The organism is Bacteroidota bacterium, assembly GCA_039111535.1.
Lineage (GTDB): Bacteria > Bacteroidota > Rhodothermia > Rhodothermales > JAHQVL01 > JBCCIM01.
Genome location: JBCCIM010000176.1, coordinates 1 through 13,565, shown reverse-complemented (window position 1 = coordinate 13,565; position 13,565 = coordinate 1). Strand labels below are relative to the sequence as shown.

The 13,565-nt window shown below is 51.6% G+C and carries 12 protein-coding genes; 2 read left to right on the top strand and 10 right to left on the bottom strand.

What is annotated here, in order from left to right; genetic code table 11:
• Positions 1–378 (bottom strand): histidine phosphatase family protein (locus AAF564_21080; protein ID MEM8488057.1); only part of this gene is annotated, 378 nt, incomplete at its 3' end.
• Positions 379–533: 155 nt separating this feature from the next.
• On the opposite strand from AAF564_21080, the gene AAF564_21075 reads away from it, so the two are divergent.
• Positions 534–2,966 carry a hypothetical protein gene (locus AAF564_21075; protein MEM8488056.1) on the top strand — a complete coding sequence of 811 codons (2,433 nt, stop codon included), beginning with the start codon at positions 534–536 and terminating at the stop codon, positions 2,964–2,966.
• 25 nt (positions 2,967–2,991) lie between these two features.
• Here the strand turns inward: AAF564_21075 and AAF564_21070 are convergent, their stop codons facing one another.
• From AAF564_21070 to AAF564_21040, 7 genes are all read right to left on the bottom strand, one after another.
• Entirely contained in the window at positions 2,992–3,528 is a 537-nt protein-coding gene (locus AAF564_21070; GenBank protein MEM8488055.1) for a hypothetical protein, read from the bottom strand.
• 11 nt (positions 3,529–3,539) lie between these two features.
• A complete protein-coding gene (locus tag AAF564_21065; protein MEM8488054.1) occupies positions 3,540–4,079 on the bottom strand; it encodes a phosphoglycerate mutase family protein in 540 nt (179 codons plus the stop codon).
• Between the two features lie 125 nt (positions 4,080–4,204).
• The gene (locus AAF564_21060; GenBank protein MEM8488053.1) at positions 4,205–5,437 is read right to left on the bottom strand and encodes a serine hydrolase domain-containing protein; all 1,233 of its coding nucleotides are present in this window, start codon (positions 5,435–5,437) and stop codon (positions 4,205–4,207) included.
• A gap of 117 nt (positions 5,438–5,554) precedes the next feature.
• Positions 5,555–7,066 carry a hypothetical protein gene (locus tag AAF564_21055; protein ID MEM8488052.1) on the bottom strand — a complete coding sequence of 504 codons (1,512 nt, stop codon included), beginning with the start codon at positions 7,064–7,066 and terminating at the stop codon, positions 5,555–5,557.
• Between the two features lie 59 nt (positions 7,067–7,125).
• Positions 7,126–8,445 (bottom strand): amidohydrolase, encoded by a 1,320-nt coding sequence (locus AAF564_21050; GenBank protein MEM8488051.1) that lies wholly within the window; start codon positions 8,443–8,445, stop codon positions 7,126–7,128.
• 157 nt (positions 8,446–8,602) lie between these two features.
• On the bottom strand, positions 8,603–8,986 hold the full coding sequence (locus tag AAF564_21045; GenBank protein ID MEM8488050.1) for a hypothetical protein: 384 nt from the start codon (positions 8,984–8,986) through the stop codon (positions 8,603–8,605).
• A gap of 40 nt (positions 8,987–9,026) precedes the next feature.
• On the bottom strand, positions 9,027–10,433 hold the full coding sequence (locus AAF564_21040) for an amidohydrolase family protein (GenBank protein ID MEM8488049.1): 1,407 nt from the start codon (positions 10,431–10,433) through the stop codon (positions 9,027–9,029).
• A 156-nt stretch (positions 10,434–10,589) separates the two neighbouring features.
• Between AAF564_21040 and AAF564_21035 the strand changes: the two genes are divergently transcribed.
• Entirely contained in the window at positions 10,590–11,333 is a 744-nt protein-coding gene (locus tag AAF564_21035; protein ID MEM8488048.1) for a hypothetical protein, read from the top strand.
• 9 nt (positions 11,334–11,342) lie between these two features.
• On the opposite strand, the gene AAF564_21030 is transcribed toward AAF564_21035, so the two are convergent.
• Both AAF564_21030 and AAF564_21025 read right to left on the bottom strand, forming a co-directional pair.
• Entirely contained in the window at positions 11,343–13,082 is a 1,740-nt protein-coding gene (locus AAF564_21030) for a serine hydrolase (protein ID MEM8488047.1), read from the bottom strand.
• Between the two features lie 101 nt (positions 13,083–13,183).
• A partial coding sequence (locus AAF564_21025; protein MEM8488046.1) for a DUF4870 domain-containing protein occupies positions 13,184–13,565 on the bottom strand: 382 nt, incomplete at its 5' end.

Genomic DNA, 13,565 nt, shown 5'->3' with positions numbered 1-13,565 from the left:
CCGGTGGTCGAGTCTGTTGTTGTTGGCCGGCACAGGGTTGATGTGCATGTCTTGCCACTGCCGGCTCATGCCTTCGGCACTACCACAACTCATTTCCCTGAGCCTGGGATCTGCTTTGTACATGCACCCAAACACCTCCTGAAAGATGTTCGCCATATCTGTGCAGCGTTTGAGATCAGAAGAGAAAATGGAAAGCGCATCTGCCTGGACTTGTGCGGATAGACTGCGTGCAATTCGGTATGCATCAGCTTTTCCTTTTTCGGTGAGTGGTGTGTCATACCAACCACCACCCAATTGTTCAACGTGATGAACGGATTCCGTGTGCGTGATGACAAAAATGTTTTGCAAGACGATTGACCGATGGGGAGTGTTTCGCATAAAAGACTACTGTCTCTACACAAGCCTCTGCATGTGCGAAAACAAGCCTGAACAAAATAGCATTTTCTGTGCATGTCTTGCCGGCGATAATTTGTTTACCCCTAACGCTCACATATCTTATAGATCAGCGCCACACCCATTAGCTGATGCCACCCATGAGAATCTTGCTACCCGCTGTAGCCTTGTTATTGCTTACTTCCTGTAATAGCGAGCCTGAGTCCTATCCAGCCCTCCAAATCAACAACGCGATTGAGTCACCCATGGTGGATTTTGGGCTCGACAAGGTGACTGAGGTGCTTCGCGAAATTACGCACGATTTCGATTACCTCAGTGTTGCGCTGGCACCAGAAGATCTGGCGGCGCAAGCATTTGCCCTGCATACTAGATCGGATTCGGCTTTCATCACTGCCGGCGACCCCCGTGGTGCCATGTACGGACTCTTCGAGTTTGCAGAGCGCGTATCTTTAAAAGGAGACCTGGCTTCACTGTCCGTCACCCAGGCACCATTTATCAAAAAACGCGGACTCAAATTCAATATCCCCCTTGATGCGCGAAACCCCTCTTACGACGATACCGGGGATGCGGCGCAGGAAAACATCGCAACTGTCTGGGACTTCACGTTTTGGGAAGCCTATCTCGACCAGATGGCGCTGCACCGCTACAACCAGCTCACCCTTTGGAATCCGCAGCCCTTTACGAGCTTGTTAAAGCTGGAGGCTTTTCCTGGGCTGGCACTCGATGATGTTTACCGCTCCCGCGCACCGTTGTCAGAAAAGTGGCAGGCATGGGGTGAGCCGGGTGGGGTAGCTGAGCATGTTGTAGCGGATATGGAGTTGGTGAAATCCATCAGTGTCGAGGAGAAAATTGCCTTCTGGCAAAAGGTGATGGCACACGCTAAAAGCCGGGGGATTGACGTACACCTCATCACCTGGTCCATTTACCCAAACGGCATAGACGCCAGGCACGGGATTACGGCTGACATCACGAATGAGAAAACCCAGGCCTTCTTTAGAGAAGCCGTAAAAGAGTTGGTGCTGACGTATCCAGACCTGAAAGGCATTGGAGTAACCGCCGGCGAAAACATGCCGGTTGACGGCACAGTACCCGACTGGACGCGGGAAAAGTGGTTGTGGGAAACTTATGGGCGCGGCCTTGCGGAAGCAAAAGCCATCGATCCAACCCGGAGCATTGACTTTATGCACCGCTTCTGGTACTCCGGGTACGACGATATTCAGAAGTATTGGGGCAACTACCCCGATCCGTTTGCTTTCAGCTTCAAGTATTTGATGGCACGCACCTACTCCTCGTCAGCACCATCGCATCTGGCAGCGCGGGTTATACCGTATTTAGCGGATGAAAATGGACGTAGGACGTGGTGGAATTTGCGCAACGACGATACGTTTGTGTTTCGGTGGGGGAATCCTGAATACGTACAGGACTTCCTCGACAATCTGCCGTTGGCGTTGACTGAAGGCATCCACATGGGATCGGATGGTTATGTGTGGGGACGCGTATTTGCTGACAAAGCGCCGACCATGCAGGGCAAGCTTGAGATCGATAAACATTGGTACCGGTTCATGATGTGGGGCCGGCTTGCATACAACAACGACCTGTCCAAGGATTTCTTCGAACGAAAGTTTGCACAACGTTTTGGGTTGGCGGAGCCGGCGACGCTCTACGATGCCTGGGCGGCTGCGTCCGAAATCATACCACAAATCAACCGTTTTCAATTCCGCCCGGGTGATCGGCAGTTTGCGCCGGAGAGCAGTTCTTCGCGCGAAACGTTTCGTTATGTAAATGACTTCCAGGTGGCTACGCCCATGCCGCGGTCGGGCATCATCAATCCTCGCGAGTATGTACAGCGGGTCAGGAATGAGTTAGACTTGACGGAGGCGATCACGCCCTTGGATGTCGCAGATAACCTTGCGCAGCATGCAGAGGAGTCGCTTGCGCTTGTAGCGGAATTGGATTTGGGTAACAGCAAAACATTGGCGTTGACGCTAGATGATATTAAGGCTATTGCGCATCTTGGAAAATATTACGAATACAAAATAAGGGCTGCTGTAGCGCTGGAGTTTTTCGAGCAGGGAAATCAGGATGGCACGTATGAACAAGCTGCGCGGGCAAACATGCAGCAAGCTTTGGAATCTTGGCAATCATACAGTGAAATTGCAACCCGCAATTACCATCCGCAAATGCTGGCGCGTGTTGGCAAACTCGATTGGGATGCGCTGGAAGAGGAAGTGCGGTACGAAGTACAACTGGTTGATCAGAAGTTGTTGCCACCGTTTGCAATCCCGGAGACAAACGACCCCGAGAACCAGCTTTTTGTTGAATTTGACACAGAGCATGTAACAGGGGAGGCCCGCCATGAATCGCTCAAGGTGCGTACACCTGACGCCGGCGAATTTATGCTGGAGGTCTACGAACCCTCGGGTGTACTCATCAACAACTACCATTCATTTGGAAACGGTCCGATGCGCTGGGAGTGGCTGCAAGAGCAACAGGGCATCTATTACCTGAATCTGATTTGGAACGATGTGAACCGCGTTATAGAGGTTGATAAACGGGTGCAGCGAGATATTTAGTGAGATCCCGCCTGAAGGGATGTTTTTAAGCTGGCGTCTCTAGCTCTGCCTCTGCATTTTTCTTGATGATGCGCAGCATCTCTCGCCGAATCAAGCCGCTGAAAGGACCTACGACGCGCCAGTACAACTTGAACCTGCGTGCACTGTTTAGATCTGTGCATTGGACACGCGTCTCAGTGCTGAGCAGGGTACGGCCAGGCTCGGACTCGTTGAGGCTGAAACGCCATGCTGCCCGTGCATATCCGGGTGTGTTGAATTGCAAAAAGTGGGTGGGGTCTGTCTGTTGTAAGTCGCCGTCGAGGCTCCAGAAACGACCGATAATGCCGAGCAATAAGTCCTGGTTTTCAATTTCTTCCAGCTTGGCAAACCGCAGCTGCTCCAGTGCCTCAAGGCTCAGTGCATCAGCCGGCATGCCTCTGAGTCTGAAAAGTAAGCGGATAATGGGTGATGCGCCCATGTCCAGGTGACAGATGTGTTTATACACAGCTGATGCCGGCGCATCGATCGTGATCTGGTGCGCGCTTTGTACGTCGTATGCTGGCAGGTATTTATCGATAAGCATAGGATGTATACCTAGTGCGGCGCATACTTGTTACCAAACCGCAGCAACGTACTGCTGACGCTCCCATCTGCGGCAATAGAAACCATGTAGAGTCGGTCGTACTCTGCTTTTTCCTCGATGGGCGTGCCCGGATCGCCGCCGAGTAATGCAGTCAGCGCCGGCGTGGTGTTGCTATGCCCAACGACGAGATGGATGCCGCCGGCGGCTTTCAGTTGCGCTGCGAAGTCCGGCAGATTGCGTGGATCGTAAAGTTCAACTTCCAGTCCTAGTTGCGCTGCAACAGGCGCTGCAGTGTTTCTTGTGCGCTTGTAGTCTGAGCTGTGAATACGTGTTATGTCTGAACTGCGCAGTACAGCCGCAAGAGTGGATGCACGTTCGTAGCCTTGGGGTGACAGATCAGTGTCTCTGCTGGCGTCTGCTTTCTCGGCATGTCGTACAAGGAAGACTTGTAGCGGTTGGTGTGTCGAAGCTGGCGGTGCGGTCTGCTGATTGGACGAGCATCCCATCAGCAAAATAATCACCAGCAAGTTTAAGGGGCGCAAACATTTCATACGGTGCGTATATGCGGGTGGGAGGAATATCCTGTAAAGTAGGTTGCCTGTAAGTTATGGGCAACCGGTACTGTTTTGCTGGACTGTTTTATTGCACTGCTTTGTTGCCAGAACTACCTGCACCGTCATTTCTTGCGCCTGGCCAGTACAATCCCCCCAACAAGAATCACCCCATACCCAGCCAGTAAAAGGGTGAGTAGCCAGTTCTTGTTAGACATAATGACCACAAAGTCGGCAATACCAGTCGTCCAGTGAATCCAGTAGTCAGCCATACGAGAGGCGTAATTATAGTTGCCGGTTACAAATACAACAATCCCTTCACCGGTTTCACGGTTGATCCGAGCGGCGGTGTTTAGTGCGTCGCCGCTGCCGTCGTGGCCGTGGATGAACGTGCCTTTCCCGTCTCGTGCAAATATCTCCGGACCTAGCGCATGGATGCCCGTGTCTCCAATGAATGCATGGGCGGTATACATCGCATCAAGAGATGCTTCGGAAAGTACCGGGTTTGACCCCAGGTTGGCTTGTATGAAGCGTGCAATGTCTCCTGTTGTGGTATACAGGGAAGCCGCTGCAAGCGCGGTGAACTGGTCGTAGACATTGAGGGTGCCGTCGGTTTTGTACGGCTGGGCGAGGTCCCCGCTGTGTGCTTTGTCTCTGTCGAAGGTTGAATGATGCATGCCCAGTGGTTCTAAAATCTGGTCGGCCATGAAATCCTGGAAACGTTGCCCGCTGATTTCTTCGATCAGCAGTTGGAGCAAGGTGTAGCTTGCTCCGGAATAGATGAACTGGTCGCCTGGTGCTATGCCAACGCGTGCAGCGCCATCGGACCATGAAGCGTCTGCGGGTGCGGTGAGAGAGGCTTCGAGCGTTTGGGCGGGTTCGCCCGGTTTAAAGCCGGCATACCCCAGGGAATCCACGAGTCCGGCTGTATGGCTAAGGAGCCGGCGTGCGGTCACTTCGTCATTGTCGAAGTTGCTCGCTGGGAGTTGCCATCGGGTTAGGTATGAATCAACAGGGGCATCTAGGTCTAACTGTCCGGTTTCGACAAGTTTGAACACGCCCCAGGCGGTTACCCATTTACTGAGTGAGGCAACAAGAAACGCCGTGGAATCAGTCACTTCTTCAGCTACCGAATGATAAGCCGTACCAACAACTTCTCCGTCATCGAGCAAGGCCATGGCCATGTTGCCGGCGTACGCTTCCTGAAGCTTTTCTTCCGCTGCCGCAATGAAGGCTGCAGGAGAGTCGTCAGTGGTGATGCCACGTAGCAAAAATCCTGACGTAAGACCGTAAATAATAAAAGCGGTCCAGGTTAAAAGGGCTGTGAAAAAGAGGAGGGCAGTCTTGAGCTTGGTCATCTAATGGCGGTTGTGGAGGGTGGCTAAGCAAGTGGTAGGTGGGTCCATATTAAGTCTCTGCTGGGGACCATAAGTTGCTAGCCTCCATGGATTAGCCAAGCCAGGGAGAGGTGTGGGTTAATCTGTAACCTGATTTTTGGGGTTATAGGCGTACAAGATCCAGGCATTGATGCGGTATATGTCCTGATTGCTGGTGTAGTAGAGCGTTGAACCATCAGTTGTGACAAACGGACACAGTTCGTGGCCTTCTGTATTGATTTCTAGGATAGGCTGCGGGTCAGACCACACCCCGTCGCCCTGGTTAAATGAAACATAAATATCCCCCTGCCCTCGACCACCTTTGCGATTGGAAGCAAAAAGCAGGTAGTTGCCACTGGGATGAATAAACGGGTCCGCTTCATAACCGCGGGTGTTTATGCCCTCAGGGAAGGCTTGTACCCTGGTGAAGCCATCTGCTTCGTGCTGCGCCTCATAAATGTTATAATCCCCACGCCGCGTTGCATCCCGGTTGGAGGCAAAAACCAGGTTGTTGTTTCTAAACGAAATGTAGAATTCACTGCTGTCTGTGTTTACAGGGGAAGGCAGCACTATGGGCGCACTCCACTGCTTTTGACCCTGCCTCTCGATATATGCTATATCATGCTGTGTACCGCGTTTCAGAATAAAATACAGCCGTTTGCCGTCTGAAGACATGTATGGATCATTAGTGCTGGCTGTTTCGCTACCAATGACGTGGTGACTGAATGCCCAGCTTTCACCATCGCGTTCATACATTTCTATAGAAACCCAGTTGTCATGTTGGATACCTACAAACAGTTCTTGACAATTCGGGCTGAGTGCTGAGCCAAACTCATACCTGTCTTCACGAGAAACTATACCTGGTCCGACGATTGTGGGTGTATGACTCATTGTATAGCAGTAACTCCTGTGTCGCGGCGGCGGACTAACGTTGTTTTTGAGATACCAGGGATTGGAGGCGATGCGGCTTCTGTCGGAAAAGTCTCTATATGTTGGCCAGATTTTTCGTTCAAAATAACACTCCATAATGTCCAGCACGTCTGCGTAAATAGTGCCGCCCATTGTGAATGATGTAATGCCCATCGAAGACCACAGGGTATCAGATTCGGCAACAGGGATTGGATCGCCGTTGCGTTGGGTTAAATCGTGCGTCTGTCCTGTTCGACAGATAATGCCTTCATGTACTCCTGAGCCGTACGCATAACTGGTCATGATTTGCGGTGTCATGCGCATGTTTGCGTTACTCAGGCTGATGTCAATCAACAGGGTATCTCTATGTGGGCCTGTATAGGTTGCCGCCTCAGTTGCAACGAAACCAGGGAATCGCACTGAGACGAGGTCTTTGATCATTCTTGAAAGCCCCGCCTCATCAATGTCCAGCGTAGTGCTTGTGTTTTGAAGCTGTATCCGGAAGGGGATTTTGCCATGCGTGTAGTGTGAAGTGGTGCTACAGGGGTTTTGCGTTTTGCAAACTTCTGCAAGCGAATCTTGCACAGAGGCCCACGATGCAAATAGGGCCTCCATATGTGGCGCATAGAGCGTATCAGCCGATTGGCTTATCGCGCTATTTAGGGGTAGGGCGAGGAAAAGACAAAGAAAGATGCGCTTCATGATTTGTCGGGATGCCCGGCTTGCATTAGGGATTATCAATTAGGACTTCTTGTAAGGGCTTAATCGCCGGTGTGGTTTTCCATATAGGCAAGCGCCACCGCAGTCATGGCCCGGACGCCAAGGATCAGGCTGCTTTCGTCGATATAGAAATCAGGTGTGTGATGATCAGCGGTTTCGGATAGCGGTACGTCGGATGGCCGGCCGCCGAGCATGAAGTAGAAGCCGGGCACGAGCTCAGCAAAATAGGCAAAGTCTTCAGCGCCAGTTTCGGGTTTGCGGACGTAGGTGCGCCCTTCGCCGGCAATCGCAGACAGGACGGGCGTCATTTCATCCGTAAGCGTGGGGTTGTTGTAGGTGACGGGATAAGCCATTTGTTCGCCAATTGCTACCTCAACGGTTGCACCCATACTTTCTGCAACGTTTGTGGCAATACGGCGCACTTGTTTATGGATGTTGTCGCGGACCTCAGGGTCGAGTGAACGGATGGTGCCGACCATTTCTACTTCTTCCGGGATGATGTTGCCGCGATTGCCGCCATGGATGCTGCCGATTGTCACAACGGCTGCTTGTTCGATGAGGGGGACCTGCCGGCTGACAATGGTCTGCAGGGCCGTGATAATATGGGCTGACGTAACAATGGGGTCAACGCCTAGCCAGGGAAAAGCGCCGTGGGATTGTTCACCCTTTACTTTGATGTACAGGTCGTCAGCACTGGCAAAGGTGCCGCCGGCGTTGTAGTTGATGTAACCCGTCTCCGTGAGTGCATCGATGTGCAGGGCAAAGGCAGCATCGACGTCAGGATTGGTGAGCACGCCCTCTTTGACCATCAGTTTGGCGCCGCCTTCCTCACCAGCCGGCGGACCTTCTTCCGCTGGCTGAAAAATGAATTTTACCGTGCCTTTTAGTACAGATTGCATGCCGGCAAGCACCTCCGCCACGCCCATCATCATAGCCACATGGGTATCGTGTCCACAAGCATGCATGACACCCACTTCTTCACCGTTGTATAGGGCCGTTTGCTTCGAGGCAAACGGAAGGTCAACCCGCTCGGTCACAGGGAGTGCATCCATGTCAGCGCGGAGCGCGACCACTGGTCCGGGTTTGCCGCCTTTAAGGAGTCCTATTACACCCGTGTGCGCCACACCAGTGGTTACCTCCATGCCCAGCTGCTTTAAATGGGCCGCAACTTTCTCCGCAGTCCTGAACTCACGATTGGATAGCTCTGGGTGTTCATGAAAGTCTCGACGCCAGGCAATAACCTGTTCTTCCAGTGCTGCAATTTTTGATTCAGTGGCTTCGTCAAGCTGCATGCTTTGTGCCTGGGCCGGGACTACAGTTAGTGCGATCAAAAAGCATATCAGAGAGAGGATGTACTTCATGGTGCGTTTTGGTTGTAATGAATACAGGTACTACCGTTTTCTTAAGGTAGGACACATGTGTTTTTGATGCTTACTTTAATAAAAGCTCCCACCGCCTGGCATTTGCTGCATGTCCATTGCACCAGGGGTTGGCTAAAGTGGCTCGCTTACTTCGTGTTCATGAAAGCCAGCACAAAGCTGCTACAACGAGTAAGCCAAGCCATCCGGGGTGTTTGCCTTTGGTGGCAATCAAGACGAGTAATCCGCTTGCGAACATGCCGCCGGCAATGGCATGAACCACAACCTCCTGAAGCAGCATCTCTGATGCCGGTTGTGCAAGGCTGAACAGTACCGCGGCCAGGGCCCATCCAAAAATTGAGGCAATGTGCCATGTTGCCCATAGTATTCTCACATGCCGCTCGTGGAGCAATGGCTTGCCAACAGTAGGGATGATCTGGCGATCGGACCGCATACGGCTAAATATCAGTACTTCACCCAAGACGGAATGTACAAGTCCAACGATGGCGGCTGCAATGGCGGCTGCTAACAGATAGGGATGCATGGGCTACATCAGGTTGTTTGTCAGATGGTGGTGGGGCAGGCTAGGGTACAGTAACCACATTTTCAACAAGCCGGCCATCTGCAATTACTGTATGGATGCCACGCGTATGTCGGATATCCTCTAGTGGATTTTGTTTCAGCAATAACAAGTCTGCTTCATATCCTGGCTGAATGCGTCCGAGTTCGGTGTGTTTAGCCAGGAAAATGGCACCACCGTGTGTAGCCGCTTCAAGGACAACAGCCGGTGAAAGGCCGGCCTGGACCATAAGCTCCATTTCTCTGTGGCTAGAATATCCCGGGTACACAGCCGGATTATTCACATCTGTACCGAGTGCCAGCGGCACGCCTGCTTCAGCTGCGCGTCGCAGGTTGTCAAAAATAGTTGCTTGTACCGAAAGGGCTTGCTCCCTGGTATCAAACGGGCTAAAGTTGAAGTCTTCCAGGCTTGCCAGCGCAGTTTCTGATACGCCAGCAAGGGCAAAAACATCAGTTGTCTTTTTCCCAAGTGCCCTGTTTATAAATCCGTCATAGAGTGACAGGGTGCTAACAAAAAAGACGCGTTGCTGTGCCATTGATTCAAGCGTAAGCTGACCAAGTGGCCCTTCTACAGAGTGCATTACAGCATCAATGCCATGCGCCAATCCGTTTTCAATATGTGCCGGCATGCTGACGTGCGCCAATACTTTCAGTCCATGACGGTGTGAGGCGCTGGTGAGTTGTTCGATTTGATGATTGGGCAACCGGGGTACCGTTCCTCCCCAGTCTTCAATTATTATTTTGATGGCATCCGCGCCAAGTGCCACTTTGCTTTCTATCAAAGAATCAACGTTTGTGTCTTCCTTGACCACCGTAGCGCCGCGCGCGTATAAAATTTTTTCAGAGATGTCCTCGGGAAAATTCCAGATGGTGCTGATGGGATGGCTACCCGGAACTGTTATGAGTGCACCTGATCCGAATAGATCGGGGCAGCGTAGCTCACTGGTTTTGCAGCGAGCTTTCCATTCAGCCATGTTATGGTCGTTTCCAGCTCCGCCGCCGGGGACAAAAATTGAGGTGACCCCGTAGCGGACAAACTGCGTCAATGCGTTCTGGCGGTCTGAAGGTGACTGCGCGTTGATACCTCCATCTCCAATATGCGCATGCACATCGATTATACCAGGCATCACAAATAAACCTTCTCCAGATATGATGTTTTTCGCAAGAGAATGGGGAAGTAAGCCGGCATCCTTGATTCCTGCAATTTTACCATCAGAAATTAAGATATCCTTTGGTGAAGTTGCCCGGTTCTCTTCTGCCAGAACCAGTGAGATACCCGTTATCAAAATGCTATCTCCTGCAGCTTTTAACGGGTCTTTTTTTGCTTTTGAACAGGATGTAACCCCCAACACTAGAAGTAGAGCCGCCATTGTGACGGGGAATCCTTGTCGCAGCCAGTTTAAGTTTTTCATATCTACTTTTGTAGATGAATGCTTGCGTGTACGTGCTAATTGCCTGGCGCAGTATCTGTACCCAGCGCCTTTATTCAATGCGTGCAACTGCTTGCACATCCGTCAGGTATACGGTGACTATTGTACGTGATGGTATATAATCTATCTACCCGGGATATGACAAAGTTTGCAAACTTCACCCTGATCATCAATACGCTTTTGTTTTTATCGATGACTTGTGACGAGGCTTCTCGATTGCCAGCATCACAAGGGCCGGCGCCGTTTGATTTTGTGTTGCATGATACCCTTACCGTTGGGGATGTGGCGCATCTAACGACGGCATTGGAGGCAAACTACGCGCGCGTAGCGCAGGCACTTGCCGTAGACACTTTGCCCACGATCACGGTACAGATCTGGTCTGATGAGCAGGCATACCAGGATGCCATGGAAGAAACGTTGGGGGCGCGATTTCCCGGCTCGAGAGGGTATGTGACAGGGGACAGGGAGTTGCGGTTGCTTTACCATCGCCGGCTCTCTGCGCAGAAAGAAGCTGTCCATGAATTTGCGCACGTGGTCTCGTTAAACCTTAATCCTGACTTTGGTAACAATCCGAGGTGGTTGTGGGAGGCGGTAGCATTGTATTTAGCTGATGAATTCAATGATCCGGCGAATGTGGCTTACATGCGGGATAAAGCATTCCCAACGATGGAAGAACTCAATGCCGGCTTTAATGCGAGCAAAAACATCTACGATGTCGGGTATCTACTGGTCGACTACATCATATCCGAATGGGGGCAATCGGTGCTCATCGACCTGATCAACACCAATGGTGATATACCCGCGATATTGGGTGTGCCGGTAGCCGATTTTGAGTCGGGCTGGCACCAGTTTGTAACGGAAAAATACTTGTCCTCCAGGTAAAAGTGTGGATTAAGGGGTGGTGGGTTTGAGCGGCATAAGCAGACCTAGCGCGGCAATCCATACTGTCCAGCCCAGGTAAAGGCTTCGCTGTATAAGGCCCCAGTAGGCATGAACAAATGCAGGAAAGCTTGGCCGGCTGAAAATTAAGCCGAGAGAGAGTACCATCAGAAGCAGGCTTGCTGCCGCTGCCCATCGTATGCCTGCTCCTTTCTGTGTCCGCCAAAAGATAAGGGCAAGCAGGGGGGAGAATGCCGATAGAATGATGAGGTTTGCAAACAGGGTGTACAGTGGATTCGGGAAGGAGAAAAGCGTTGCGCCCAACAATGAGATGGGAATAAATAGCGCAGGTAGTAGCGGCAGGATGCTCAGGCCTTCGCGTTTGCAAGCGGCATAACATGCGTGTAGAAAAAAGAGCAAAGTCAGGGCAATAACCAGCTCGATGCTCGCCATGAAGGTGCCTGAGGCACTGTAAAACGCAGCAAGGTCTGTGACCGCATCTTGTACGTGGCTATGCGCTCCCAGGAGTTGTCCGGCGATTGCTGTGCCGGCCCAAAACAACAGCAGGATTCCTAACCCGGTCCAGCGCCACTGCTGCGGTCGAATATGTGTTTTGATACAAGCAAATAGCAGGAGCCCAAATGCAAAAACAAGCGCAGTTTGAACGTCCCGGTTCATCGAGACGGCAAACGGTTCGCCGTGATAGATTTTCAATACGTTTGACAAGATATCTTCCTTTCTAAGGACGATGCCATTTGTTGCATAAGCAATTATGAGGCTGTCCTGCGGGTAGTACGCCAGGCTGGATTCTGTGGCAACATAACCGCCCGTATGCCCATAACCCGTAAAGGCTGCATGGGGGAATCGCATCAAGCCAAGTTTATAAAAGTTGTCATCTTTGGGCAGCATCAGCGCGAGGCTGGTGTCCGATACCAGCTTGCCGGTAAACAAGGCATCAATAAAAAGCGCCATGTCTGTAGGCGTAGAGACAATCCCGCCGGCGCCGGCCGGAATCAGACCACTGAAGGGGCCTTCATCAATTGGTTGCCATTGGCCGTTGTGCGCGTACGACTGTGCCTTGTTTTCTACCTGGTCGAGCGCGCCTACGCCAAAGTATGTACTTGTGAGGCCGGCTCTTTCAGAAATCCTGCTGTATAGCGACTGCCCATAGGTATGTCCGTCTAGCTGTTCTATGATGTAGCCGAGCAGCAAGTAGTTGGAGTTACTGTATCCAAACGCGGTGCCCGGTTGAAAGTCCGGCGGGTATTGACTGATGTGCGGGACCATAAAGTCCGGTGTCAACGGCTCATGTATGTAGGTGTCCCAATCTTCGTTGGTGTCGTTCTGTATGAAGTCGTGAATGCCGCTTTTATGTTGCAGCATCTGACGGATGGTGATGATGCCGGCGTTGGGAATGCCGGGGTAAAAGGTGTCGAGCGTTGTGTCCAGTGTAAGTTTTCCCTCTTCAGCCAACTGCAAGATCATCGTTGCTGTATAGGGTTTTGTGATAGACCAGATGCGGTAGTTCGTCTTGATGTCTGCCGCGATGGAGGTGTCCGCGTCAATCGAACGCATCCCAATGGCTCGACTGTACAGGATGATCCCATTCCGGGCTATCACCAGGCTACCCATGGCCTCGTTGCGCTTTTCGAGTGCGTCAAACAACTGGTCCAGCTTGGCTGTGTCGAGACCTTGGCCGTATGCGAGTGTAGATGTAAATGCGAGCAGTACTATGAATACGATGGACTTCATGCGAAAATGATGCTTGTCAGGATGTAAGGGCAAGCAATACACAGCTTTTTGCTCGCCACTTCAAGCGTCATTTACCCGCCATTTTTGCGACAGGGAAGGTGTCATATGAATGTCGGGAAGAAACTGGGGGCTGATTGTTCTTTGTCGAGATGCCAGTGGGTTTTGAAAACAATCAGCATGCTAACGGATGAATAAATCAGGTAACTGGAAATGACAGGCAGCGGTACGGCGCCGTGGCCCCGGTCTACTATAAGGAAAAGGAGCACCGTGATGTAGCAAAAGACCGCTGTACTCAAAAACTGGAACCCGAGGATGCGCTTGCCAATGTTGCGCATATGCTCGTTGGTTTTGTTGGAGAAATAGATCAGTCCCGGGACAATGAGGTTGCCAAAAGGAAGCATAAGCACGCTCAAGATGCTAAAGTTCATCAGTTTGACGACGTTGAGTGATTCAGCAGATGCATCCGTATAAAGGTCAACCGGG

Excerpts from the sequence above, each read along its gene's own strand:
- AAF564_21075 (MEM8488056.1), top strand. The coding sequence starts at position 534 with ATGAGAATCTTGCTACCCGCTGTAGCCTTGTTATTGCTTACTTCCTGT.
- AAF564_21070 (MEM8488055.1), bottom strand. The coding sequence starts at position 3,528 with ATGCTTATCGATAAATACCTGCCAGCATACGACGTACAAAGCGCGCAC.
- AAF564_21065 (MEM8488054.1), bottom strand. The coding sequence starts at position 4,079 with ATGAAATGTTTGCGCCCCTTAAACTTGCTGGTGATTATTTTGCTGATG.
- AAF564_21060 (MEM8488053.1), bottom strand. The coding sequence starts at position 5,437 with ATGACCAAGCTCAAGACTGCCCTCCTCTTTTTCACAGCCCTTTTAACC.
- AAF564_21055 (MEM8488052.1), bottom strand. The coding sequence starts at position 7,066 with ATGAAGCGCATCTTTCTTTGTCTTTTCCTCGCCCTACCCCTAAATAGC.
- AAF564_21050 (MEM8488051.1), bottom strand. The coding sequence starts at position 8,445 with ATGAAGTACATCCTCTCTCTGATATGCTTTTTGATCGCACTAACTGTA.
- AAF564_21045 (MEM8488050.1), bottom strand. The coding sequence starts at position 8,986 with ATGCATCCCTATCTGTTAGCAGCCGCCATTGCAGCCGCCATCGTTGGA.
- AAF564_21040 (MEM8488049.1), bottom strand. The coding sequence starts at position 10,433 with ATGAAAAACTTAAACTGGCTGCGACAAGGATTCCCCGTCACAATGGCG.
- AAF564_21035 (MEM8488048.1), top strand. The coding sequence starts at position 10,590 with ATGACAAAGTTTGCAAACTTCACCCTGATCATCAATACGCTTTTGTTT.
- AAF564_21030 (MEM8488047.1), bottom strand. The coding sequence starts at position 13,082 with ATGAAGTCCATCGTATTCATAGTACTGCTCGCATTTACATCTACACTC.